At 31.1% G+C, this 26580-nt stretch carries 23 protein-coding genes; 16 read left to right on the forward strand and 7 right to left on the reverse strand.

Features of this window, described 5'->3' with window-relative positions; genetic code table 11:
• Positions 1 to 359: 359 nt before the first annotated feature.
• Entirely contained in the window at positions 360 to 1067 is a 708-nt protein-coding gene (gene pepE, locus RH98_RS08790; RefSeq protein ID WP_010253199.1) for a dipeptidase PepE, read from the reverse strand.
• Positions 1068 to 1595: 528 nt separating this feature from the next.
• Here pepE and RH98_RS08795 point away from each other — a divergent pair.
• The 3 genes from RH98_RS08795 to RH98_RS08805 all read left to right on the forward strand — a co-directional run bounded on the left by RH98_RS08795 (position 1596) and on the right by RH98_RS08805 (position 3310).
• Positions 1596 to 2354, forward strand: a complete 759-nt coding sequence (locus RH98_RS08795) for a hypothetical protein (RefSeq protein ID WP_010253202.1) — start codon at positions 1596 to 1598, stop codon at positions 2352 to 2354.
• Positions 2355 to 2441: 87 nt separating this feature from the next.
• Complete coding sequence (locus RH98_RS08800) at positions 2442 to 2741, forward strand: Sec-independent protein translocase subunit TatA/TatB (protein ID WP_010253206.1); 300 nt, start codon at positions 2442 to 2444, stop codon at positions 2739 to 2741.
• Complete coding sequence (locus tag RH98_RS08805) at positions 2741 to 3310, forward strand: phosphatase PAP2 family protein (protein WP_010253208.1); 570 nt, start codon at positions 2741 to 2743, stop codon at positions 3308 to 3310. Before RH98_RS08800 ends, RH98_RS08805 begins: the two co-directional genes overlap by 1 nt.
• A 39-nt stretch (positions 3311 to 3349) precedes the next feature.
• Here the strand turns inward: RH98_RS08805 and RH98_RS08810 are convergent, their stop codons facing one another.
• Positions 3350 to 3991 (reverse strand): O-methyltransferase, encoded by a 642-nt coding sequence (locus RH98_RS08810; RefSeq protein WP_010253211.1) that lies wholly within the window; start codon positions 3989 to 3991, stop codon positions 3350 to 3352.
• Positions 3992 to 4122: 131 nt separating this feature from the next.
• On the opposite strand from RH98_RS08810, the gene RH98_RS08815 reads away from it, so the two are divergent.
• The 4 genes from RH98_RS08815 (at position 4123) to RH98_RS08830 (ending at position 8778) form a co-directional block, all read left to right on the forward strand.
• On the forward strand, positions 4123 to 5283 hold the full coding sequence (locus tag RH98_RS08815; RefSeq protein WP_010253215.1) for a serine hydrolase domain-containing protein: 1161 nt from the start codon (positions 4123 to 4125) through the stop codon (positions 5281 to 5283).
• A gap of 6 nt (positions 5284 to 5289) precedes the next feature.
• On the forward strand, positions 5290 to 6009 hold the full coding sequence (locus tag RH98_RS08820) for a 3'-5' exonuclease (RefSeq protein WP_010253218.1): 720 nt from the start codon (positions 5290 to 5292) through the stop codon (positions 6007 to 6009).
• A gap of 477 nt (positions 6010 to 6486) precedes the next feature.
• Complete coding sequence (locus tag RH98_RS08825; protein WP_010253221.1) at positions 6487 to 6936, forward strand: OsmC family protein; 450 nt, start codon at positions 6487 to 6489, stop codon at positions 6934 to 6936.
• A 156-nt stretch (positions 6937 to 7092) separates the two neighbouring features.
• Positions 7093 to 8778 (forward strand): ABC transporter ATP-binding protein, encoded by a 1686-nt coding sequence (locus tag RH98_RS08830; protein WP_010253224.1) that lies wholly within the window; start codon positions 7093 to 7095, stop codon positions 8776 to 8778.
• Positions 8779 to 8788: 10 nt separating this feature from the next.
• On the opposite strand, the gene RH98_RS08835 is transcribed toward RH98_RS08830, so the two are convergent.
• Together RH98_RS08835 and RH98_RS08840 are read right to left on the reverse strand one after the other, a co-directional pair.
• Positions 8789 to 9472, reverse strand: coding sequence for a hypothetical protein (locus RH98_RS08835; protein WP_010253229.1), 684 nt, complete (start codon positions 9470 to 9472; stop codon positions 8789 to 8791).
• A 17-nt stretch (positions 9473 to 9489) separates the two neighbouring features.
• Positions 9490 to 10842 carry a saccharopine dehydrogenase family protein gene (locus RH98_RS08840; RefSeq protein WP_010253232.1) on the reverse strand — a complete coding sequence of 451 codons (1353 nt, stop codon included), beginning with the start codon at positions 10840 to 10842 and terminating at the stop codon, positions 9490 to 9492.
• A gap of 383 nt (positions 10843 to 11225) precedes the next feature.
• Between RH98_RS08840 and RH98_RS08845 the strand changes: the two genes are divergently transcribed.
• Complete coding sequence (locus RH98_RS08845; protein ID WP_010253235.1) at positions 11226 to 11621, forward strand: DUF423 domain-containing protein; 396 nt, start codon at positions 11226 to 11228, stop codon at positions 11619 to 11621.
• 73 nt (positions 11622 to 11694) lie between these two features.
• Entirely contained in the window at positions 11695 to 13308 is a 1614-nt protein-coding gene (gene pckA / locus RH98_RS08850; protein ID WP_026038822.1) for a phosphoenolpyruvate carboxykinase (ATP), read from the forward strand.
• A gap of 124 nt (positions 13309 to 13432) precedes the next feature.
• On the opposite strand, the gene RH98_RS08855 is transcribed toward pckA, so the two are convergent.
• The gene (locus tag RH98_RS08855; protein WP_010253242.1) at positions 13433 to 14176 is read right to left on the reverse strand and encodes a uroporphyrinogen-III synthase; all 744 of its coding nucleotides are present in this window, start codon (positions 14174 to 14176) and stop codon (positions 13433 to 13435) included.
• 14 nt (positions 14177 to 14190) lie between these two features.
• Entirely contained in the window at positions 14191 to 14862 is a 672-nt protein-coding gene (locus RH98_RS08860; RefSeq protein ID WP_010253244.1) for a DUF4271 domain-containing protein, read from the reverse strand.
• A gap of 105 nt (positions 14863 to 14967) precedes the next feature.
• On the opposite strand from RH98_RS08860, the gene RH98_RS08865 reads away from it, so the two are divergent.
• Genes RH98_RS08865 through RH98_RS08875 form a run of 3 tightly spaced genes read left to right on the forward strand, consistent with a single transcriptional unit; the run spans position 14968 to position 17503 of the window.
• Positions 14968 to 15690 carry a polyprenol monophosphomannose synthase gene (locus RH98_RS08865; protein ID WP_010253248.1) on the forward strand — a complete coding sequence of 241 codons (723 nt, stop codon included), beginning with the start codon at positions 14968 to 14970 and terminating at the stop codon, positions 15688 to 15690.
• Entirely contained in the window at positions 15690 to 17027 is a 1338-nt protein-coding gene (locus RH98_RS08870; protein WP_010253251.1) for a dihydroorotase, read from the forward strand. The genes RH98_RS08865 and RH98_RS08870 overlap by 1 nt, the downstream gene beginning before the upstream one ends.
• A 14-nt stretch (positions 17028 to 17041) precedes the next feature.
• Entirely contained in the window at positions 17042 to 17503 is a 462-nt protein-coding gene (locus RH98_RS08875) for a DUF4296 domain-containing protein (RefSeq protein ID WP_010253254.1), read from the forward strand.
• A gap of 36 nt (positions 17504 to 17539) precedes the next feature.
• On the opposite strand, the gene RH98_RS08880 is transcribed toward RH98_RS08875, so the two are convergent.
• Positions 17540 to 18550, reverse strand: coding sequence for an NAD-dependent epimerase/dehydratase family protein (locus tag RH98_RS08880; RefSeq protein ID WP_010253257.1), 1011 nt, complete (start codon positions 18548 to 18550; stop codon positions 17540 to 17542).
• 183 nt (positions 18551 to 18733) lie between these two features.
• Here RH98_RS08880 and tyrS point away from each other — a divergent pair, with 183 nt between their 5' ends.
• The 4 genes from tyrS to RH98_RS08900 all read left to right on the forward strand — a co-directional run bounded on the left by tyrS (position 18734) and on the right by RH98_RS08900 (position 26067).
• On the forward strand, positions 18734 to 20026 hold the full coding sequence (gene tyrS, locus RH98_RS08885; RefSeq protein WP_010253260.1) for a tyrosine--tRNA ligase: 1293 nt from the start codon (positions 18734 to 18736) through the stop codon (positions 20024 to 20026).
• A 545-nt stretch (positions 20027 to 20571) separates the two neighbouring features.
• The gene (locus RH98_RS08890) at positions 20572 to 23667 is read left to right on the forward strand and encodes a SusC/RagA family TonB-linked outer membrane protein (RefSeq protein ID WP_010253263.1); all 3096 of its coding nucleotides are present in this window, start codon (positions 20572 to 20574) and stop codon (positions 23665 to 23667) included.
• Positions 23668 to 23672: 5 nt separating this feature from the next.
• Entirely contained in the window at positions 23673 to 25208 is a 1536-nt protein-coding gene (locus tag RH98_RS08895) for a RagB/SusD family nutrient uptake outer membrane protein (protein WP_010253266.1), read from the forward strand.
• A 202-nt stretch (positions 25209 to 25410) separates the two neighbouring features.
• The gene (locus RH98_RS08900; protein ID WP_010253268.1) at positions 25411 to 26067 is read left to right on the forward strand and encodes a helix-turn-helix transcriptional regulator; all 657 of its coding nucleotides are present in this window, start codon (positions 25411 to 25413) and stop codon (positions 26065 to 26067) included.
• Positions 26068 to 26580: the final 513 nt, after the last annotated feature.

Raw genomic sequence — 26580 nt, forward strand, 5'->3', positions numbered from 1 at the left:
TCCAAAGTTTTCGTTAGGAGCAATCCTTATATACACCGTCCTTGAATAGATTTTATGTTAAGTTTTAAACGTTTATAGTTTACATATAAGTGGAGTAATATAGTGCTAATATTGGGAGTGATGCCGCAGTGATACCGCAATGATGCCGCTAAAATCCTATTAAATAGCGGCATCACTACGGTATCATTGTGGTATCAAAGCAGGAGCATTGCGTCACGTTCTGATAGAGTTGTAGAACGATGATGTTAACTACTCTATATTGGTTTATAATTTATAAAGTAAATTGATGCCTAGTATTTAGGTATACAATGTTTAAACTAGATGTAGTATTTAAGATTACTCCTTTTTATCGTCTTATACTATTTCAATTGATTTAATTGCGTTTCTGGAGTTACTTCGTATGCTTTTTTGTTTTGTTCAAAAATGCGCGCTGTCAATTTTCCTTTTAACACAATAGAGTTTCCTTTAACCTCTAACCAACTGCCTTCTCGAAGACCTACAACTGGTTGTGTATTAATACTGTGGAATTCATTAATTCTTGTTTCTCTTGTTTCCCCCATGTGAGTAGAACCATCAATAGGATCTAAGTAGTGCGGGTTTATATTGAATGGTACAAAACCAAAAGTTTTAAATGATGGAGGATAAACAATAGGCATATCATTTGTCGTTTCCATCGTTAGTCCACATATATTACTACCAGCACTGCATCCTAAATAAGGAGTTCCGTTTAACACTGCTTTTTGTATAGCCTGTAAAGTTTCAGTATTGTAAAGCTGTTTAACTAGAAGAAAGGTGTTACCTCCTCCTGTAAAGATACCTTCTGCTTCTTCTACAGCTTTTATAGGGTCGTCGAACTCATGTATTCCTCTGACATTTATATCTAAATGTGCAAATGCTTCTCGTGCTTTTGCAGTATATTCATCATGAGTAATACCACTAGGTCTAGCATACGGGATAAAAAGTAAGTTCTTGATATTTTGGAAATGAATTTTTAATGCAGGAAATAAGTATTCCAAATATTTACTATCATAAATAGTCGATGTACTAGCTATAATTATGTTTTTCATGTCTAAAGATAATTTTTACAAATCTACTTCGTTTTTTATTCATTTTATAATTGTTGTTTTTTGAGTATCAAATAAGGAGTGACTAACAAATTTGAATAACTTTCTGGTTTTGTGAATTAACTAACTTAAATATAGAATTTACCTCTGTTGTATATTATCATTTGGGAATATGTTAGTATGTATTTCTATGGAAAACTACGTGGTATGCTTGAAGTATTATATTCTTAATTTATTGGATTATTAGTGTTTGTATTTGGAATTTGGTGTTTAAGTAAATTATAACAAGTTGAAAAGAATAAAAAGATAGGCTGGTCGTTACTATAACAATAAGTTGAAATTAATGAAATAATAGTTTTTGCATAGATGATATTTAATTAGTTGATTCAATGCATTAATTATTAATAAAAGAATAATTTCTTTTTTAGTTTATTCTATTTCGCAGTTATTTTAACAGAACTTTGAAAGAATATACTTTTTATATCTTATTGAATAAGATATTTTTACAAACCAAATTATTAAAGCTATTAAATGAAGGTTGTTGTCACTTTATTATTGTTTTTTATGACTTCCTTTTTGTTTGCGCAAGAGCGTCAAATGATAAATGGAAAAGTAGTGTCTAGATCACGCGAATTGAAAGATATCTACGTATCTAATTTGAATACAGGCGATGCAGTAATGACTGAAAAGGGAGGTTATTTTAATTTGTTAGCAAAAGATAAGGATACTTTGATGTTTTCAGGTGCTTTATTTATGGCGTATCGATATGAGTTGGATCAAATAGATTTGGAAAGAGATATAGTTTTGATTCCATTAGAACCTAATGAGCTATATTCTCAATTAGACGAAATCGTTATTACAAAAATCACTTCAGAATCGTTAGGATTAATTCCAAGAGGAACAAAAAGATATACTCCTATGGAGCGTAAACTGTATACAGCAACTAGCGGAGGAGGTATTATTCCCGTAAGTGCTATCGTGAACTGGATTTCAGGGCGTACCAAAATGTTGAAGAAAGCATTAAAATATGAGCAACAAGAGAGTAGAAAGGATCGCTTGTTGAGATATTTTAGTGAAGAACGTTTGACAAAAGATTATAATATACCTAGCGAATATGTTGTAGGATTTGCTTATTATGCAGCGATTGATGATCAGATGGAAAGTTTGTTATCATCAGGAGCTTTTGAAAAGGAAAGAGTAGAGTCTCGTCTTGGTGAGTTAGTCTTTAAGTTTTTAGAATTAATCAATAAAAAAGAGGAAACAAACAATGAACTAGAGGTTATTAATTGATTTAACAAATGCTTTTTAAATTTTGTAGTGAAAAAAAATAATAAACTTTGTAGCTTTGTAAACTAGAAACTTATAAATTAAATAGGTATGTTTGGAATAGGAGGAGGAGAGCTTTTCTTTATTATATTGATTATATTGATGTTATTCGGCTCAGATAAAGTACCTGAAATGGCACGTACGTTTGGAAAGTTCATGACTCAAGTTAAAAATGCTACAAATGATATTAAGCATGAGATAACTAAGAGTGCTGATCAATCTGGAATTACAAAAGAGATAAAAGAAACTTTTGACATTGATATTAATCCTGTTAAAGATATACAAGATGAAATAACAAAGCAGAAGGAAGATATAGAGAATATTACTGGACCGATTAAAAGACAGCCTTAATGTTAGAGACTTTAGTTACGTGGGATAAAGAGTTATTAGTTTTTTTAAATGGTTTAGGTACTGAAAGATTTGACCCCTTTTGGTTATTTATTACAAAACAATTGAATTGGCTTCCTTTTTTCATAGTATTACTCTATGTTGTATATAAGAAAGTATCAATTAAGAAATTAGGCGTGATATTATTGTTTTTGGCTTTACTGATTACGTTTACAGATCAAGTTACAAATTTAGTTAAGTACAGTGTAATGCGATATCGACCATGTAATACTGAAGAATTAATGCCCATTATTAGAATAGTTAGAGGAAGTAATACATGGAGTTTCTTTTCAGGTCATGCTTCAAATTCGACTGCTACAATGGTCTTTTTGTTCTTAATATTGAGAAGATATTATAAATATGCTTTTTTAGTGTTTATATTCCCTATTATTTTTGCATATAGTCGAATCTATCTATCTCTACATTTTCCTGGAGATATATTGGTAGGAATATGTGTTGGAATTTTGTTTGGTTCGTTGTTTTATCAATTGTTTAAGTTGGTAGAAAAAAAATATAAATTACAATTACAATAAAATAAAAGAAGGCTGATGAAAATTTTCATCAGCCTTCTTTTATTTTACCCTTGAGACAGTTAATCCATCTCTTATTGGTAAGAGTATAGTCTCTATCCTAGGATCATCTTTTAATAGCTTATTATAATTATCTATTTCAATTGTAGATCTATCATTAGGTTTTATTTCATCGACTACTTTTCCAGACCACAGCACATTATCTGATAATATAATGCCTCCTTTGTTCATTTTGTCAATTACTGTATGGAAATAATTGATATAATTCTTTTTATCGGCGTCTATGAATACTAAATCAAATTTTTTGTCTAATGTAGGAATGATGTCTAAGGCATTTCCTAAGTGTTGGATGATTTGCTTTCCATAGGGCGACTCATCGAAATATTTTCTTTGAAAATCAGTTAATTCTTCATTAACATCTATTGTATCAATGCATCCATCCTCAGCTAAGCCTTCTGCTAGACTTAGTGTTGCATACCCTGTAAAAGTACCTATTTCTAAAATATTTTTTGGTCTTACTAGTTTTGACATCATACTCAGAAAACGACCTTGAAAATGTCCACTTAACATTCTAGGCTGTAAAATTCGTTGGTGTGTTTCTTTATCTAGTTTAGCTAATAATTCAGGTTCGTCTTCCGAATGATTAGTTGCATAATTTTCTAATTCTGGTGATATAAAATGCATGGATTGCAATATTTAATATATATGAATGTGCAAATATAATTTTTTTGTGGAGGAGTTAAAAGTATTTGTTAGGACGTATAATAGATTAGTGAAATTAGTTTATATTAGTTTGTTATCTAATTTTACTGAATATGAAGTATTTACTTAAGTTTTTAAAATGGTTTGTCATCTTATTTGGAGTTATTGTTGCTCTTGCTTATTTGTTTAAAGTAGATTATTTATTTACCGCAGTAAAGACAATTTACTTTAATGGTTATAAAACTGCTTTTTTAGATGATTACAAATACTTTCCTACACGTACAATTGATAATGGTGATATACAGCCTTGGCCAATAGCTAAGGACTACAATAGTGTAAAGGGAAGTGAGGAGCTAGAAAATACTCACAGAGAGTTGCGCAGTATTGCTTATTTAATAATCAAGAATGATAGTTTGTGGTATGAAAGTTATTATGACTCCTACGATAAGGATTCCTATACTAACTCTTTCTCAATGGCAAAAAGTGTAGTCTCTGTAGCTTTAGGTAAAGCACTTCAAAGAGGTGAGATTAAAAGTCTGGATGAACCGATAGTAAATTATTTGCCTGAGATTAAAGGAAAGTATAGAGATAAAACTACTGTCGGAGATTTATCTTCAATGTCTTCTGGTCTTGATTGGGATGAATCTTATTATAGTCCGTTTTCAATTATGACTAGGGTTTATTTTGATAAGGATTTGAGAAATGTAATGTACGGAGTTGATATTAATGATGAGCCAGGAAAAGAGTTTATTTACAAAAGTGGAGATACTGAATTGTTGACAATGGTCTTAGAAAAAGCTACAGGTAAGTATTTGTCAGATTATGTGTCAGAATATTTTTGGAAACCTATGGGAGCCGAACATCCTGCCTTATGGCAAATAGATCACCAAGGGGATGGAATTGAAAAATCATATTGTTGTTTCACAAGTAATGCGAGAGATTTTGCTCGTTTTGGCAAGTTGTATAAAGATTATGGAAAATGGAATGGAGAGCAATTATTAGACAGTACGTTTGTCGCTATGTCAATTAAACCAAGATTTGAAGAAGCTCCTGAGTATGGATATGGCTGGTGGTTGGTCAATTATAGAAATCAGGATTTTTTCTATATGAGAGGACATTTAGGGCAATTTGTTATTGTCTCTCCTAAGGATAATGTTATTATTGTTCGATTGGGTCATTTAAAAGGTATCCAGACCGATGAGGACCCACATAGTAATGATCTCTATTTTTACATAGATCAGGCTTATGCTATGTTAAATCAACGAAAAATATAGATAACAATGGTTTTAGAAAGTATACAATTAGAAAACATCTTATTCTTAGATATTGAGACTGTACCTGCAACTGAAAGTTTTGAAGATTTAGATAGTGAAACTCAAATGCTTTTTGAAGGAAAAACAAGTTATCAAAGAAAAGATGAAATTTCTGCTAAGGAGTTTTATGTAGAGTCTGGTGATATATGGGCGGAATTTGGAAAGATTGTCTGTATATCTGTTGGCTATTTCTCGTTTAAGAATGGAATACGTCAGTTTAGAACAACTTCATTCTGGGGCGATGAAAAGGAATTATTACAGTCTTTTGCTAATTTACTAGATAGTTACTTTAGTCGTCCTCAGCATGTTTTATGTGGACATAATGCAAAAGAGTTTGATTTCCCATATATAGCAAGACGTATGCTAGTGAATGAGGTAAGGTTACCTGCAAAACTTAATCTTATGGGAAAGAAACCTTGGGAGGTTCTTCATTTGGATACTATGGAATTGTGGAAGTTTGGTGATTTTAAAAACTTCACATCATTAAAGTTATTGACTAAGATTCTTAGAATACCTTCCCCTAAGGATGATATAGATGGGAGTGAAGTAAGAAAAGTATATTATGAAGATAATGATATTAACAGAATAGTTACATATTGTGAAAAAGATGTACTTGCCGTAGCGCAAATCATTTTAAAGTTTAAGAGAGAGCCTTTATTAACAGAGGAGGAGATATTATCTGTATAAGTTAAAATAAAGTTAAAATACAAAATGAAATGTAGTTAACACTTTTTAATTTTATTAATTTTGATTCCAAATAAAGGTATAAATAATGTCAACAAATTATTCAAATTGTATTTCCTTAGTTTATTTTACAATGCAAGTGTCTAAACAGACGCTCGGGGGTGCTATATAATTTATTGATATCAATATAATATATTTAGAGCCCTCGTCATCAAACGGGGGCTTTTTTTATATATGAAATTTTAAACAAGAAATAAGAAATGAATTTAACTATTAACTATTGTAATGTATTATGCGTGAAGCAAAACATGTCCATAAAGACTATGTTTATTTCGTATATGCCCATAAATGGAAGTTGCCAAGATTGATAGTTAATTCTCAATGATAGAATTATTTTATAAGTCCTTTTGGTAGCTAAGCTTCAAAAGGACTTTTTTTTATAAAAAAAACACTTATTCACAAACACTTAAAAAGAAAAAAATGGAAAAAAATGTTGTAAAAGTTTTAGGGTTTTCAGCCAGGGAAAAACAGTTTGCTGTAAAAACAGAGAACTTTTCTTTTACTGTAAAAGATGGTAAAGAACTATTAGCTGATAATACTGTAAGTTCAAACGAATTGCTACTTGCTAAACTTGCTGGTAGTATCCACTCTATTGGAAATTTGATAGGTAATACTTTAAATTTAAATTTAAAATCTATACAAATTGAAGTAAAGGGAGTTGTTGATATTACTAAGGAAGAAACTGTAAGTGCGTCTAATTTTAAAAAAATTGATGTTACTGTAAAGCCATCTTCTGAGGCTTCTATCATTTTGTTAAAAGAATGGATTGATGCCATAAAATTAGCTTGTCCTGTTTTTACTAGTTTTAAAAGTAAAACAACAACTGTAATTACCCTTGTAAAAGAATATGATCAGATTAATGTAGCATAAATAATATGAATAGATGTTTTAATGATACAAACACATAGCTTCCATTTTTAGGCTAAGTAAGATGAGTTATGTGTTTGTATAATCTTGTTCGTTTAATAAGATGTGCAGAATTAAAACATTATTTTTGTTTTTGAATATACATTTTGTAATGATAGTATGAGTGAAAATAAGTTATTAGAGGTAGACAATTTAACGATAGCGGTTTTGAAAGATAAAGATTCTGTATCTATTGTTAGAGATTGTTCTTTTAGTATTTCTAAAAATGAAATATTAGGAGTGGTGGGAGAATCTGGTTCTGGAAAATCTATTACTGCTCTTGCTCTAATGGGATTGTTATCACCAAAAGTTTTTACTATTACCAAAGGAAGTATCTCATTTAATGGTAGAAATCTTTTATCATTAAAAGAAAAAGAATTTAGAGCAATTAGGGGTAAAGAGATAGCAATGATATTTCAAGAGCCTATGAGTGCATTAAATCCTACTATTACTTGTGGAAAGCAAGTAGCTGAAATTTTGGAAGCTCATTTTCCTAAAATGACGTCTTATGAAGTTAAAACAGAAGTTCTTAATTTGTTTTCTAAGGTGAAATTACCCAATCCTCTTGAGCTTTATAGTAAATATCCGCATGAGATTTCGGGAGGTCAGAAGCAAAGAGTAATGATTGCAATGGCAATTGCTTGTAAACCTTTACTTTTGATAGCTGATGAGCCTACAACAGCACTTGATGTGACCGTTCAGAAAGATATAATTCAATTACTAAAGGAAATTCAACAAGATACGGGAATGAGTATTTTGTTCATTTCGCATGATTTAGGATTAGTCTCTTCCATTTCTGATTATGTATTAGTAATGTATAAAGGGGATATTGTAGAGAAGGGTAGGAGTATTGATGTTTTTGAATCACCAAAAGAACAATATACTAGAGCACTTATTGCATCTAGACCAAGTATGGATATTCGTTTAAAGAGATTGCCTACTATAGATAATTTCATTAATCATTCAGTTCTTAATGAAGAGGTTACTGCAGAGCAACGAAAAGAGTATCATCAAAAAATATATGCGTCATCGCCGTTACTTGAAGTTAAACACGTCAGTAAAGATTATATTACGAAAGGGAGTCTATTCAAAAAAGGCTTTTTTAGAGCTTTAGATGATGTATCGTTTGCCGTTTATGAAGGAGAGACTTTAGGGTTAGTAGGTGAAAGTGGTTGTGGAAAATCTACATTAGGTAATGCTATACTACAGTTAGATAAGGCTACAGCGGGTCAAATTTTTTACAGAGGAATAGATATAACGCTTCTGAATAGTAAAGAATTACGCTTATTAAGGAAAGAAATTCAGATTATTTTTCAAGACCCGTATTCCTCTTTAAATCCTAAAATAACTGTAGGCGAAGCAATTATTGAACCTATGAAGGTTCATAGAGTAGGGCAAAATAATAAGGAAAGAAAGAAAAAAGTTTTAGAATTATTACATCGAGTAGGTTTAGGGGAAGAAGCATTTAATAAGTATCCTCACGAGTTTTCTGGTGGGCAACGCCAACGTATTGGAATTGCTAGATCTATCGCTATGCAACCAAAATTAATTGTATGTGATGAATCTGTTTCAGCATTAGATATTTCGGTACAAGCTCAAGTGTTAAACTTATTAAATGAACTAAAAGAGGATTATAAATTTACTTATATCTTTATTTCACACGATTTGGCTGTAGTTAAGTATATGTCTGACAATATCATTGTTATGAATAAAGGGAAAATTGAAGAGCTCGCCGAAGCAGATTTGCTATATGAAGCTCCTCAAAAAGAATATACTAAAAAGCTTATCCAGGCAATACCTAAATAAGCTTTTTAAATTAATAAGGATAATGTCTTTCTCTTTTAGGAAGTGCCAAGAAATCTTTTGTATTACCTTTTGTTCGCTTTAATTGTCCTCTTTTATTGCTACGATCAAAGGCGTCATAATATTCAAATTTAATTGGACCAATACTTTTAATTTTATATTCTAAATCTCTTCCATCAAAAACATCATAGTATTTTATTTGATTTGAACCAATTTTTGAAATCTTACCTTCTTTTTCTCTAGAAGAGAAAACATCAAAATAGTCAAAATTTATATTACCAATACTTTTTATTTTGCCGCTTTTTTTTGAATTAAAACGATCATAGTACTTTATTTTAATGCCATTTATTTCTTTAACTCTATTGTTTATGTTTTCGTCAAAATCATTATAATATGAAATATTGTCTTTATTTCTATATGAAGTATCTTCGAAATAATCAGAATCAATATAGTCATAACTTATATCTAAGGGATCCTGAAAATAATTATAATCTATGTTATAAAAATTATTGTTTAAAATAAAAAACGTAAAATCACTCCCATCACCATTTATTTTAAAAATGACATTATTGGATCGTATTGTGATGTTATTAATATCTTCATTGTCACTACGTAACTCGAAATAGGCATAATCCAAGTTCTGAGCAGATAATATAGAACTTATAAATATTGTAAGAAAGACTATTATTTTTTTCATATTTATATATTTAGTTTTTAAAGCCCTTCATAGGGTACTTCTTTTTCTATAAAAGTAATACCATTTTTGTCTAATTCATCAAGAATTGGATTATAAATATCGCCAGTAATAGGTAATTGTACTCCTGTTGTTTTTATTTTTCCATTTAAGATATTTAAAGTGGCTATTGCTACAGGAAGACCAACTGTTTTTGCCATAGCAGTGTATGTTTGATCTTCACCAATGCAGATCATAGTTGAGTCAATTTGTTTTTTCTCATTATTAATTACATATCCAATTTTATGATACATCACTATCATATCTTTGTCTTGAGGTTCTAAGGACCAGTTTTCAGTAAGTATTTTTTCTAATATTTGTGCAGGAGTAGCGTTTTTGATACCTACTATCTTATCTCTACTGAACAAGTCTAATTCAAGTATCTTTTCGAAAACTTGGTCGTCAGGTTCAATGCCTAAAGTGAGTTTAAACCTAGTTTCTATAGAATCAGTGGAAGAGAAAGGAAGAAATAAGTTGATAAAATCATAATAAGTTAATGATTCAGAGTTGTCTATTTGGTAGGTGTCATCTGTAAGACCTAAGTCAACTAATAAGCTCCAAGCTTTAGAATATCCAACTCGTCTTATAGTTCCTCGTAACAGTGTGTTTACATTTTCTAAATTATAGATTGATTGATATTTTAGAGAGTCTCTATTTGCATAGACTTCGAATCTGCCATATCCATCAATTTCTATATTCTCGGTTCTCCTGAATACTTTATTGTAAGGAATATATTTATATTGCTTCTCTTCAATATATTTTGCAGCGCCTCCTTGACCAGCAAGAACTACATTACGAGGATTCCAAGTGAATTTATAATTCCATAAGTTGGTATCGTACTCAGGTGCTATTAGTCCACCACAATACGACTTGAAGGAGAGGATTTTTCCACCTCTACTTTTAATATCGTCTATAATCTTCATTGCACTCATGTGGTCAATTCCAGGGTCAAGACCTATTTCATTCATAAAAATTAGATTGTTGTTTTTTACTTCTAAGTCCAGTTCTTTCATTTGTGGACTTATATAAGAAGCAGTGACTAAGTTTTTTTTGAATTGTAAACAATCTTTTGCTAATTCAATATGTAATGCTGCTGGTAGCATAGATATTACAATATCGGCGCATTGAATTTGTTCTTGGCGTGCTTTTGTGTCAAAAAGATCAAGCGCTATAGCTTTTGCATTATGGTGGTTCATTGCTTTTTTTTGAGCAAGCTCAAATGAGATATCAGCAATTGTAAGTGTTATTTCTTCCTTGTCCGAATGGTCTAACAGATATTTAATCATTGATGACGCAGAGCGGCCTGCGCCTACAATAAGAATTTGTTTTTTCATAATCTAGTTTGTTGATTGGTTTTACTAAAATAGCAATTTCAATTACGTAACAAAAAATAATAAATAGATGATTTTTATTTATGTTAGAAACATTGGATAATTTACCATTGAAAATAGCTGTAAGAAGGTTAAGTACTAAAATTTATAAGGATTATTTGGTGTTTTACGTGTGATTTCCTTCAAATTAATGATCCCGCAATTATTACATAATCTATAATGCTTTTGGAGACATTTGTTAAAATATCTCTTTAAGTAGTGAAAATATTAAATATTTAGATGCAACTAAATTATAAACAGTTCTGATTTTATTGACATAAAAGAGATGGTTTTAGAATCAAAAAAACACTATTGTTATATATATCGTATATTTGAAAGAAAAATCAATGGGACGTAAAGTGATTTTTATAGCCGCTCTTATTGGAGCACTAGGTGTCATCTTAGGAGCTTTTGGAGCTCATGGACTAAAAAAAATAGTTACTGAGGTTCAAGTAACTACATTTGAAGTAGGAGTAAGATACCAAATGTATCATGCTTTTTTCTTACTTTTTGTAGGAGTCTGTACTTTTTTTTCAGACAAGGCTAAAAAAATAATTATGTATTTAACATTGTTTGGAATACTTTTCTTTTCCGGTTCTATCTATTTATTAACTTTCAAAGATTTGATTTCTAGTGATATAAGTTTTATTGGTCCTATAACACCTATAGGAGGAGTTTTATTTATAATAGCATGGCTATTTGCTGGATTTCAAGTGCTTAAATGCGATAAAAGCATTAAATAGGTAATAGACTATTTATATTTTAAATTTATTTCTAAGTTTGCATACAAATTAATACACAACATAAATAATGAAAATGGATATTTCAGAATCAATATCACTTGAAAAATATGGTATTAAAGATGTTGTAGAAGTTATTTACAATCCTTCTTACGACGTTTTATTTAAAGAAGAAACAAATCCTGCTTTAACAGGATTTGATAAAGGTGTAGTAACGGAACTAGGTGCCGTTAATGTAATGACTGGAGAGTTCACTGGTCGTTCACCGAAAGATAAGTATATTGTTAAAGATGCAGTAACTGAAAATACTGTATGGTGGAACTCACCAGAATCTCCTAACGATAACAAACCAATTGACAACAAAACTTGGGATGCGCTTAAAGCAAATACTGCAGATCAGTTGTCAGGTAAAAAACTTTATGTTGTTGATGCATTCTGTGGTGCTAACGAGAATACTCGCTTAAAAGTGAGATTCATTATGGAAGTAGCATGGCAAGCACATTTTGTGACAAATATGTTTATTCGTCCAACAGAAGAAGAATTAGCAAACTTCGGTGAGCCTGATTTTGTTGTAATGAATGGTTCAAAAACTACATTTAAAGATTACAAATCTTACGGTTTAAATTCAGAAGTTTATATTGCTTTCAATTTGACTGAGAAAATCCAAGTTATTGGAGGTACTTGGTATGGAGGAGAGATGAAAAAAGGTATGTTCGCAATGATGAACTACTACTTACCTTTAAAAGGTATGGCTGCAATGCACTGTTCTGCTAATAAAGGAAAAGATGGTGATGTAGCAGTTTTCTTTGGTCTTTCTGGAACAGGAAAAACTACTTTATCTACAGATCCAAAACGTGAATTAATTGGAGATGATGAGCATGGATGGGACGATGAAGGTGTATTCAATTTTGAAGGTGGTTGTTATGCAAAAACAATTAATCTTTGTAAAGAGAATGAACCAGATATTTATGGAGCAATCCGCAAAGATGCTTTATTAGAAAATGTTACTGTTGATGCAGATGGTAAAATTGACTTTAATGATGGTTCTGTAACACAAAATACTCGTGTGTCTTATCCAATTTATCACATTGATAATATTGTTAAGCCAGTATCTAAAGCTGGACCAGCTACAAAAGTAATCTTCTTAACTGCAGATGCTTTTGGTGTTATGCCTCCAGTTTCTAAATTGACTCCAGAGCAAACTAAATATTATTTCTTATCTGGATTTACAGCTAAGTTAGCAGGTACAGAACGTGGAGTTACTAAACCAGAGCCTACTTTTTCAGCATGTTTTGGTAAAGCTTTCTTATCATTACACCCAACTCAATATGGTGAGCAATTGGTGAAAAAGATGGAAGAAAACAATGCTACAGCTTATATGGTAAATACAGGTTGGAATGGTACAGGTAAACGTATATCTATTAAAGATACACGAGCTATAATAGACCGTATTCTAGATGGTTCTATTGAAAAAGCAGAAACTACAATTGTACCAATCTACAATTTTGAAGTACCAACGGCTTTAGAAGGAGTAGATACTAATATCTTAGATCCTCGTAATACTTATGCTGATAGTAAAGAATGGGAGGAAAAAGCAAAAGATTTAGCTGCTTTATTCATTGAAAACTTTAAATTATATTCAAATAATGATGAGGGGAAAGCACTTGTAGTTGCAGGACCTCAAATCTAATTATTGAAGGTAATAATATAAAATAGAAAGGGCGATAATTAAGATTATCGCCCTTTTGTTATAAATAAAAAAGTAGTTAGATCATTTTAGTTCTAACTACTTTTTTTGTCTTTTTTAAAGTATTCTATTTGTTTACTTTTTGAATATATTTTTCTAATGCCATTGTCATAGAAGGTGATTCAGGTGCAGGAGCCATGATATCAACTCTTAAGTCATGATCTAAAGCTTCTTTTTGGGTAGAAGTACCAAATACTGCTATTCTTGTATTATCTTGACTAAAGTCAGGAAAGTTTTTGAATAGTGATTTAATACCTGTAGGGCTAAAGAATGCTAAAACATCATATTTCACATCTGCTAAATCGGATAAATCACTCATTACAGTTCTATAAAAGATTCCGGGTGTCCAGTTTACTTTTAATTCATCTAATGTTGCTGGAATGTCATGATTTAGTTGGTCAGATGCAGGTAATAAAAATTTCTCATCTTTATACTTCTTGATTAGCGGAGCTAATTCTGAAAAATCTTTTTGTCCTACATATATTTTTCTTTTTCTGTATACTACATATTTTTGTAAGTAATATGCTACAGCTTCTGATTGACAAAAGTATTTAAGTGTTTCAGGTACTTTATAACGCATCTCCTCTGCTACCCGAAAGAAATGATCTACAGAGTTTTTACTGGTTAGAATTATTGCAGTAAAGTTGTTTAGATCAATTTTTTGGTGTCTTACCTCTTTGGCTTCTACACCCTCTACGTGGATAAAGGGTCTAAAGTCAATTTTTACTTTGTACTTTTGTTCTAACTCAAAGTAAGGAGAATTCTCCACTTTAGGCGCTGGTTGAGAAACCAAAATAGTTTTCACTCTCATAGTTATGCTTCTTATTATGCTCGAAAATTTTTAAACCAAAAAAACAGTAAAAAATAAGGAGCTATTTCAAGGGTGCAAAGATACAAAATAAAATAGAACAACTTATTTATTATTGATTTTTGATAGTTTTTTATAAAAATGATGTATAATAATAGATTTATTGCTATTAATGCAAAAATCAAAATACTTAGTATTATTTTATTGTCAATATTGTTATAGAAAAGTAAAACATCTACTCCTAGAAGTATCATTCCTAAGAAATTTCTGTAAGTGGCTTTTTGTAAGTTTAAAGCATCTGCAAACTCTTCTATATTAAAGGATAAGGCAATAATCTTATCGAGAATGTATTTTGTTAATACAAAAAAAGTAATAAAGTTTAATATCTGAATAAATGACAGTAAGGTTAATTGGTCAAGGTACCCAAAAGACTTTAGACAAATTTGTATAAAAAACGTAATGGATATTAATTGTATTCCTAAAAAAGATAGAGTGAAGCTATTGCGTAGGTTGGTATTGTCTTTGTAAATTTTTAAATACTTGTTAGATATAGCTAAACGAGTAAATTCTGAAAAACGTACACCAAATATTGTTCTATTAATTGCAATAATGGAAAAGCCTGCAAAGAATAGTATCGTAGCCCAATCTTTGTTTTTAATAATGCGTTCTATTAAAATTAAGTTATCCATATCGAATGCAAAATTAGTGAATTTTTTAACCAGCTGTGCAGTTTGTGTATTATTTAAGTTTTAACTATTTATAAAAAGGCTATTTTTGTGTTTAAATAATATAAAATGAATTCAGGACTTGTCATTATACCAACTTATAATGAGATTGAAAATATCACCTTAATATTAAATGCTGTTTTGGAACTACCAGAGGAGTTTCATGTTTTGGTGGTAGATGATAATTCTCCTGATGGTACTGCTGCTGCGGTCGAAAAATTACAAGAAAAGTATCCATTAAGATTGTTTGTTGAAAAACGAGCAGGTAAAGAGGGACTGGGAACAGCCTATGTTCACGGTTTTAAATGGGCTCTTGAACGTGATTATAACTACATATTTGAAATGGATGCTGATTTCTCTCATGATCCTAATGATTTACCTAAGCTATTGAAAGCTTGTATAGATAATCAAGGTCTAGTAATAGGCTCTCGTTATGTTACCGGTGTAAATGTAGTTAATTGGCCTTTAAACAGGGTGTTATTATCTTATGGGGCATCTATGTATGTAAGACTAATCACAGGAATGAAAATTAGAGATACAACAGCAGGCTTTGTTTGCTTTTCACGCAAGGTGTTGGAGAATATTAATTTTGATAAGATTCGATTTGTTGGTTATGCTTTTCAAATTGAAATGAAGTATAGAACCTTTGCAAAAGATTTTCCTATAACAGAAGTACCAATTATTTTTACTGATCGCACTAGAGGTGTATCTAAGATGTCAGGCAGCATTATTAAAGAAGCAATTTTTGGAGTAATGAGCTTGCGAATACGTAAACTACTAAACAGACTATAATGACAACTTATTTAATTAAAAATGGACAAATTGTAAATGAAGGCCATATTTTTACTGGGGATATTTTAATCCAAGATGGTATGATTGCTAAAATTGGCGAGAATATTGATGTATCAGACTCTTGTCAAGTGATTGATGCTACTGGAAAATATGTTATCCCTGGAATGATAGATGATCAAGTTCATTTTAGAGAGCCAGGTTTAACCCATAAAGGGAATATAGCTACGGAATCTCGCGCAGCAGTTGCTGGTGGTATTACTTCTTTTATAGAACAGCCGAATACAGTTCCTAACGCTGTTACACAAGAAATTCTAGAGGATAAATATAAAGTTGCTTCTACAACTTCATTTGCTAACTACTCGTTTATGATGGGTGGAACGAATGATAACTTGGAAGAAATTTTAAAAACAAATCCGCGAAATGTAGCTGGTATAAAATTATTTCTAGGTTCTTCTACAGGGAATATGTTAGTAGATAATCAAGATGTCTTAGAGAAGATATTTTCTAGTACTCCAATGCTTATAGCTGTTCATGCAGAAGACGAAGGTACAATTAGAAAAAACCTGCAAGAACAAAAGGATATTTATGGTGATGATATTCCAGTAGAATTACATCCAGTAATTAGAAGTGCAAAGGCATGTTATTTATCTTCTTCTAAGGCGATAGAATTGGCAAAAAAAACGGGAGCGAGATTACATGTTTTTCATTTATCTACAGCAATTGAAACTGAATTATTTCAAAATGATATACCATTAAAAGATAAAAAAATTACTGCGGAAGTATGTGTACATCACTTATGGTTTACAGATAAAGATTACAAGTCAAAAGGTAATTTTATTAAGTGGAATCCAGCTGTAAAGTCTCAGCAAGACAGAGATGGTTTATGGGAAGCGCTGTTAGATGATCGTATTGATGTTATTGCAACTGATCATGCGCCTCATACATTGGAGGAAAAAAGTAAAGCCTACACACAAGCTCCGTCTGGGGGTCCACTAGTGCAGCATGCTTTAGTATCTCTATTTGAAGCTGCAAAACAAGGCAAAATATCAATCGAAAAAATCGTAGAGAAAACAGCTCATAATCCAGCTATACTTTTTCAAGTAGAAAAAAGAGGTTATTTAAAGGAGGGTTACCATGCAGATGTTGTAATTATAGATCCTAATAAAAGTTGGGAAGTTAATAAATCGAATATATTATACAAATGTGGGTGGTCGCCTTTCGAAGGACAAACATTTAATTCTAAGATTTCTCATACCTTTGTAAATGGTAATCTAGTTTACGAAAATGATCAAGTAGTTGAGACTCCTTTTGGACAAAGATTATTATTTGTGAGATAAAATAAATTATATTGATGAACAGAAACATATTATTACTCTTATTATTGGCAGTATTCATTGTCTCATGTGATCGAGGAATTAAGAAGCCTAATCCACTTATAGAAAAAGATAAAATGGAGAATATCTTATATGATATTGCTTTGTTATATGGTGCTTATAATGTGAATGTGTATCGCAATGATACAATGCCTCAAGTTGATATAAATTCTGTTTTAGCTAAATATAAAATTGATAGTTTAACTTTTGCCGAGAATAATCAATATTATATTAATTTGAACAAAGGAGTATATCTGGAAATGCAAATGAATATTGAGCAAAGAATAGATAAGAATATTGCAATTATTGATTCACTTAACAATTTGCCAATAGATACTGAAATAAAAGTTGATAGCTTGGCAATACAAAAGTTAGATACAATTCAAGGTCCAAAAGAAACTCTAGAAAAAGATTCACTGAGAGAAAAAGATATAAGATAATTTTAGATTTATCATCAAAAAGAAGAGCTCAACTTTTTAGTTGAGCTCTTCTTTTTGATGATATTTTACAATCTTTGGGATATATTCTTTGTATGAAACTAGAGGAGTATCTAGTTGTTTTTTAATTTTTTCATTACTGTAAATATATTGTGAATGCGAGGCTATTGCAAGTGCTTTTGTAAAACTTCTTTTTTTACCAAAAAGAAGCGAAATAAAGGCATCTAATTTACATGCTATCTTGCATCCCAATTTTGAGGCATAGATATATGGTGATTTTTTATCTAGTTTCTCAGCAATAAATTCAAGTAATTCTTTATAACTAACATTATCAGAGACTATGCAAAATCTTTCATTGTAAATTTCGCTTCCCATTAATGATATCATTGCTTTAACTACATCATCTACATATACAATACCTGCAATACCTTTAGTGTAAAAAGGAAAGTCTTTCTTAATTTTTAAAAAGAAATCATTGCTACCCTCATAACCAAAGCCCTCACCGAATATAATACCTGGATTGACTATTATTACTTTTAAATTCTCTTGAGTAGCTCTCCAAACTTCCATTTCTGCCCCATATTTTGTAATAGCATAATCGCTATGATATACTTCTGGATTCCAATTAGTAGTTTCTGAAATGATTTTATTCTTTGCCAATGTTTCACCTAGGGTAGCTATCGAGCTTACATAGCAAAGCTTTTTAATATTAAAGGCAATACATAAATTAACAATATTAGCTGTACCTTCAATATTAATCTTGCGTAATTCTTTTTCATCTCTTGGGTCAAATGAAATTAATGCCGCACAATGATAAACAAAGTCAATATCTTTAAAAGCTATTTCTAGTGCTGGTATATCATTTAAGTCAGCTTTGACCCATTCTATTTTTAAGAATTCATGACTACAGTTTTTATAGTCGAAAAAAGCTTTTGTTTTTTTGATACTCTCTTCATTTCGATATATAGCCCTTATCTTCTCATTTGTTTTGAGAAGTTGAAGGGTTAAATGTGCGCCTAATAGGCCTGTAGCTCCTGTTACTAGTATCATATGTTAGACAAAAATAAGCGTTATGTTTCACATTGTGAAAAATTCTGAGCGAAAGTTAGAATTGAACGCCCGTATTATTAATATCTAAAGAGTAAAAATAGAAAACGAATAAAAATGCAATGTATCGTAATTTTTATTCCATAAGCTAAGGTTTTGGGCTATCTTTGCTCAAAATTTAGTTAAATGAAAAATTTTATTGAAGAAGTGACTTGGAGAGGTATGCTCCACGACGTTATGCCAGGCACTGAAGAACATTTGTTGGAGCAGATGCGTGTAGCGTATGTGGGTATTGACCCAACAGCGGATTCATTGCATATTGGACATTTAGTAGGTGTAATGCTGTTAAAGCACTTTCAGCTAGCTGGACATAAGCCGATAGCTTTAATTGGTGGTGCTACAGGAATGGTTGGTGATCCTTCTGGAAAATCTAATGAAAGAAATTTATTAGACGAGGAAACACTTCGTCACAATCAAAATGCAATCAAGGCACAACTAGAGCGCTTTTTAGACTTTAATTCAGGGTCAGAGAATGCAGCAGAGTTAGTTAATAACTATGATTGGATGAAAGACTTTTCTTTCTTAGAGTTTATTAGAAAGATTGGGAAGCACATTACAGTTAACTACATGATGGCAAAGGATTCTGTAAAGAAACGTTTAAACGGAGAGTTTCAAGACGGTATGTCTTTTACAGAGTTTTGTTATCAACTAATGCAAGGATATGATTTCTTACATTTATATCAAGACAAGAACATTACATTGCAAATGGGAGGTTCTGACCAATGGGGAAATATCACTACTGGGACAGAATTAATACGTAGAACAATTGGAGAGAAAGCTTATGCTTTAACTTGTCCATTAATTACTAAAGCTGATGGTACTAAATTTGGTAAATCAGAAGGAGGTAATATATGGTTATCTGCGGAATATACATCTCCATATAAGTTTTACCAGTATTGGGTGAATGTATCTGATGCTGATGCTGAAAAATATATTAAAATCTTTACGTTCATTTCTCGTGATGAGATTGAAAGTTTAGTGAAAGAACATACTGAAGCTCCACATTTACGTGTTTTACAAAAACGTTTAGCTGCTGAAGTAACTACAATGGTACACGGTGCAGAAAATTTAGAGAATGCTATCAAAGCATCTAATATCTTATTTGGAAATTCAACATCTGAGGATCTTAAACAATTAGATGCACAAACTTTCTTAGAAGTATTTGATGGTGTTCCACAAGCAGAAATTGACAAAGCTGATATTGAAGCAGGATTAAATATCGTTGAAGCGTTAGCTGCTAAATCTAATTTTTTACCATCTAATGGTGAAGCTCGTCGTTCTTTACAAGCTAATTCTATTTCAGTAAATAGAGAAAAAGTAGGAGAGGATTATATTATTAATTCAAATGACTTGATTAATAATCAGTTTGTTTTATTACAAAAAGGTAAGAAGAATTATTTTATTTTACATGTAAAGTAAAATAATATAGTTTCTGATCATAATATGGAAGGTTGCTCAATTTGAGCAACCTTTTTTTGTTCTTCCATACAAAAATTGTTATAAGATTAGTAGTTGTAATTAACTAATGCATAGGTGTTTTGTATAAAGTGTTACGTTGGTTTTAAGAAATCTACCATATATATGGTATTTCATATTTTGTAGTGTCAAAGTAAATTTGCATTGTATTAGTAGACGAAGTAACTGTACTCTGTTGTGTATATTTATTGTTAGTACTCTTTCTATGGTTATTGAATTCTACTAATACATCTTATTATACAATAAAAGAGAAAATCTTAACCTAAACAAAATATGAAAACAATTGACTTAACCGCGAATTCTAAAATTCAATTTGCAAGTGTATTTTCATCTTCTCTTCGAATGTCATCTTCTATGATGGCAATGCAATGCTGTTGTTGCTAATTCTTTAGAAGCGATATATAGCTTCTCAATTTATATTCTTTATTACAAAATTAATCTAATTCTTAACGAAGATAATTTATCGGAATTATCTTAAAATAATAACTATGCAAAAAATTATTACTTTTTTGTTAGTGTTTGTTAGTTATGTATCTATACAAGCACAAGAACGCACTATTAAAGGTGTAGTTTCTGATGAAGCAGGACCATTGCCTGGGGTTACTGTAACAATTGTTGGTACTTCGGAAGGAGTAATGACAGATTTTGATGGGAATTATTCTATAAAAGCGAATGAAGGACAAAGTCTTCTTTACTCATTTGTAGGATATTTAGATCAAAAAGTTTTAATAAAAGATCAATCTACTTTAAATATACTTTTAAAAATAGAACCTGAACAGCTTTCAGAAGTAGTTATTCAAGTCCCTTATGGTACTGCTAATAAGAAAACTTATACAGGTTCTGTTGGTGTAATTGAAGCAAAAAATATTGAGAAATCACAAGTAAGTAATGTGTCAAGAGTTTTAGAGGGTTCAGTTGCTGGTGTGCAATCTTTTGCCTCAAGTGGACAACCAGGTTCTGAAGCAACTATTCGTATACGTGGTATTGGCTCAATAAATGCATCTAGCAGTCCTTTATATGTTGTGGATGGTGTTCCATATGATGGATCATTAAATTCAATTGCTGCATCAGATATTGAATCTATATCAGTATTGAAAGATGCTACTGCAGCTACGCTATATGGGTCGCGTGCAGCAAATGGTGTAATTATGATTACTACTAAACAAGGTTCACGTGATAGTAACCCGGAGATTGAAATAACAGCAAAACAAGGTATTTCATCTCGTGCTAGAAGTGATTATAAACAATTAAGCACTAACCAATACATGGAATTGCAATGGGAAGCTATTCGCAATGGTCAAATGGATAATGCTAAAATGAATGCTAGTCAAGCAGCGGAATATGCTACTGCAAATTTAGTAAACTCTATTGGTATCAATCCTTATGGATTGAATAATCCTAACCCAGTTGGTTTAGACGGAAAATTGAAAGAGGGATTAACGCCATTATGGAATGACGATTGGAGTGATGCGTTATCTCAACATGCTGGTTATACTGATATTAACCTACGTGTTAGTGGAGGTGGTAAGAAATCACGTTATTATATATCTGGAGGTTACTTAAATAATGAAGGTTATGTATTAGAGTCAGGATTCAAACGTTTTAATTTACGTACAAATTTATCTGTTGACGTAAAAGATTGGTTAGAATTAGGATTAAATGTTTCTGCTGCGCATTCAATTCAAGATTACCCAAAACAAGATGATAGTGCAATTAGTAATGTAATTGGATTTGCAAGAAACCTTCCTTCGTTTTATCCAATTTATGAAAGAGATTTAACTACTGGAGCATATTTAAGAGACCCAGATACTGGTGATCGTATTTATGATTATGGTGCTTATAGAAAATCGTCATATAATAAATATAATTTAGTTCAAACCTTACCATTAGATAAGAGTGAGATTAAGAAAGATGTAGCAACATTTAGAACTTACTCTCAAATAAAGTTTTTAGATAATTTAAAACTTAAAACTTCATTAAACGTTGATTATAACAATACAAATAATCATAATGTAGCAAATCCTGAATATGGAGGTTCTGCAAGTGTTGGAGGTAGTATTTCACGTCAAAATACAAGATCAGTAAGCTTGACTTTTAACAATGTTTTGAATTATAATCTAGATATTGATGATAAGAATAGTATATCTGCTATGATAGGACAGGAATATTATGAAACTGATTCAAATTATTTTGGAGGAACAAGACAGCAAATTATAATGATGGGCTTTGAAGAACCTGATGCAGCATCTCGTCTAGTTGATTTTTATGGGAAAGCAGATAAATATAAAATGTTGAGTTATTTTGGAAATGCACAATATTCTTATGACAAAAAATACTTTTTATCAGCATCTTATCGTGCAGATGGTTCATCACGATTTGCACCAGGTGAAAAATGGGGAGGTTTCTGGTCATTTGGAGCATCATGGAGAGTTATAGATGAGGATTTTATGCTTCCATATAGAGATAGTTGGTTATCTAACTTATTACTTAGAGCAAGTTACGGAGCGCAAGGAAATGATAATGTTGGACTATATGCATATCAAGCTTTATTTGCTATTAATAATAATTTAAATGAACCAGGATTAACCACTAGTAGAATCGAAACTCCAAAATTAAGCTGGGAAACTAATTTGAATTTGAATATTGGTGTAGACTTTGGATTTTTTAATAACCGTCTGACTGGTACTGTTGAGTATTTTGAGCGTAGATCTAAGGACTTGTTATTTTCTAAACCTTTAGCGCCATCTATTGGATTTACATCTACTGAAGCTAATATTGGTGGTATTAAGAATTATGGTTTTGAATTTACTGTTGATGGTTATCCTATTCAAAATGAAGATTGGACATTACATTTGGGATTAAATCTTACCTCATACAAGAATAAAATTACTTCATTGCCAAGTAAGGTAATGTGGAGTGGTAGTAATAAATGGGAAGTAGGAAATTCAATCTATGATTTTTATCTTATGGAATGGGCAGGAATTAATAAAGAAAATGGAAATCCACAGTGGTATAAACAAAATGCAGATGGATCGAAGTCTATTACAGAAGATTACTCATCATTGACTCAAGATGATAGAGTATATAAAGGTTCTTCTTTACCAGATGTTAGTGGAGGGTTTAGTACAGATTTGAGATATAAGAATTGGCAATTGGCAGCAAACTTTTCTTATAACATAGGTGGTAAAATATACAATGGTGATAAACTAAGTTTATACAGACAAAGTGGTAATGGGAATACATGGAGTGCAGATATGATGAACCGTTGGACTCCTGAAAATACAGATACTAACTATGCTCGTCTATCTACAAGCCCAAAAACATCTTGGACAAATAGTTCTGATAGATTTTTAGTTGACCGTTCTTATTTAAAATTAAAAACAGTAACACTATCTTATAACTTACCTACTGAATTATTAAGAAAGATTAACATCAGTGGTGCATCTGTTTACTTCCAGGCAGAAAATTTATTTACTTGGACAAAAGAACAAGGATTGGATCCAGAACAAACGTTTGCTGGAACAACTTACTATCGTTATCCAGCGATGAAAACATTGTCATTAGGTGTTAACTTAAAACTATAATTGAAATGAAAAAGAATTTTTTAAAATATATATTTTTAGGAGTTGTAATGTCTAGTACTCTTATTTCTTGTGATCTAGAGACGTCTCCTACAGATGCAATAGAATCTGCAAAAGTTTTTAAAACAGTAGAGGACAATGAAAAAGTATTAAATGGGACATGGGCTAAGTTAATGGAAAGCTTTTATACTTATGCTAATCCTGGATATGGTGCATTTTTAAGAACTAGTGATGCAATGGGCTCAGATGTAGTCTTAAATAATCGATATGGTTTTGGTTCTCATTACGCTTTTAATGCATTGTATTCGAAAGCGGGGACAAATACATTTAGTTGGAATTTAACTTACAATGTTATTAATAACGCTAATAATGTTATTTCTCATATAGATGCTGCTACCGGAACGCAAACTTTAAAAGATAGAGTTAAAGGACAGGCATTGGCATTACGTGGGTTTATGTATTTACATTTAGCTTCTAGTTACTCATTTGCTATTAATGTTACACCAGATGCTTTAGTTGGACCAATTTATTTAGAGCCAACAACAATTAATACGGTACCTCGAGAAGCGGCGACTACAAGAGAAGTATATCAACAATCTATTAGCGATTTAGAAGAAGCACTAGCCTTAATTCCTGATACTTATAAGCGTAATTTAAAACATAAATTCGATAGAAGTGTAGTATTAGGTCTTTTGTCAAGAGCGAACTTATATGCGAGAGATTTTGAAAAAGCAAAAAAATATTCTGATGAGCTATTAGCAATAAATGGTACGTTAATGAATGAGGAAGAATATAAAAGTGGCTTTAATGATGTATCAAATATTGAGTGGATATGGGGACATCCCCAATTGCCTGATCAAAGTAATGCATCATATAATTTCAATTACTTAGATACTACTTCAGAATCTAGTTACTATTTTAGTTTTAATGCAGATCCTTATTTCAAAGATTTGTTTGATGATGGTGATTATAGAAAGTCGATGATATATTGGGCTCCAGATCCTGCAAACAACAATCCAAAAGAAAAAGATGAGGCATATATGCGTTATGCTAAATTCAAATTTAAAGCTGGACAGATCGCAGATATCGTGCTAATGCGTACTTCAGAAATTTATTTAATTAATGCAGAGGCAAAAGCTCAGTTAGGGGATGGAGATGCAATTGTGAAGCTAAATGATTTAAAGAGAGCTCGTGGTGCAAAAGAGGTGACAGGATTAAGCGGGAAAGCACTTTTGGATGAGATATGGCTTGAACGCCGTAAAGAACTTTTTGGCGAGGGATTTAGTCTAGTAGATATTGTTAGAAATCAACAAAATGTAGTTCGAAAAGCATATCCTCAAGATTTAGTTCCTTATAGTTTTGAGAAGACAGATGCAAACGGTAGTATTTCAACAGTTACAGTTAATCTTACACCAATGGGACACCGCATTTTAAATTTCCCAGACAAGTCGGATTTTGCGCCTAATAGTAAATACTATTTATATCGCATTCCAAATGTAGAAGAAATAGAAAACCCTAACCTATTTAATAAGGTTAGTAAATAAAGAGAATTTATAGTTTTTTGATTAGTTAGTTAAAGAGGGAGTTACTGTTAAACAAGTGGCTCCCTTTTTGTTTATCTATTTAGTCTTGCAAGGGAAGGAATAGTGAGAATAATTTATAAAATAGCAGGTATTTAGTCGTTTTTATAGCTCCAAAAGGGCTAATTATATACTATATTTGTTGTAGAATTAATAGTTTTGAATTATGTTGTGTGTGGTAATTTGCGATCAGCAAGAGTTAACTAAATATGCTTTTAAAAATCTTTTATTTGAAATAGGTAATGAAGGAATGAAGTTTAATGAAGTAGAGAGTATATATGATTTAAAAAGTGTATTGACTAAGTGTGACCAATCATTATTGTTAATCAATCCACGATCTTATAACCTCGAACAACAAATTGATCAAATTCTAGATTTACAGAATCAATATACCAATTCTTCTTGGGTAGTATTATTTGATGAAATAAATGAAGCTTGGCTGCGTAAGATTTTACAGTTTAAGCAAATTAAATTTAGTGTTATTTTCAAAAATGATTCATTAGAAAGCGTACGCAAAGGATTGGAAATAATAATGAATGGGGGGATTTATCTTACAGCAGCAGTTCAAAAAATTTTAGAAGAGCATCAAAACTCAATCAATAAGGTAGATAATATCTTAACAAATGCTGAAAGGGAAATCTTAAAGGAAGTTGCTTCTGGAAAAATGACTAAGGAAATTGCTGCAGATAGAAATATAAGTATTCATACAGTAATTACACATCGCAAAAATATCTTTAAAAAATTAGAAGTAAATAATGTGCATGATGCTACTCGATATGCAATACGAGCTGGTATCATCACTGTAAATGATTATTACATCTAATGTAATGAGCTATAGAGATACTATTATCTTTCAAATATAGTTTTTAAAACTTCATTTTAATTAATAGGGCAGATATTAAAATATAGTGTATTTCACATTATACTTTTTTAATGCAAGTATCACTATGGCATTTCGTTGCTTTTTATTTAAAAAAATCATTGGTGAGAAAAAGTCTCTATCCACTTCTTTGTAATAAGGAGGGATGAGTACATAACTAATACTCTCTTAATATAAAAATCTTCAACAGTGCTTCAACATTCCTTCAACAGTGCTTCAACAAAAGCCCCGTTTTATAAGGGATTGTTGAAGGAATGTTGAAGAGTTGTTGAAGGATATAGCCTCAAGACCTTATTTTACTGGGCTTAGAAGGTAGTAGAAGTTTAATTTGTTGTAGTGCTAAGCATTAAATTTTATGTAGTAAATGGAGCAATAAATAGGAGTTTTTCCCAGTAGTACTGGGGCTTGCAGCGGAGTCGAATATGGGTAAAATAATAAAGAATGAAAACAAAAAAA

Source organism: Myroides injenensis M09-0166, from assembly GCF_000246945.1.
Classification (GTDB): Bacteria; Bacteroidota; Bacteroidia; order Flavobacteriales; family Flavobacteriaceae; genus Flavobacterium; species Flavobacterium injenense.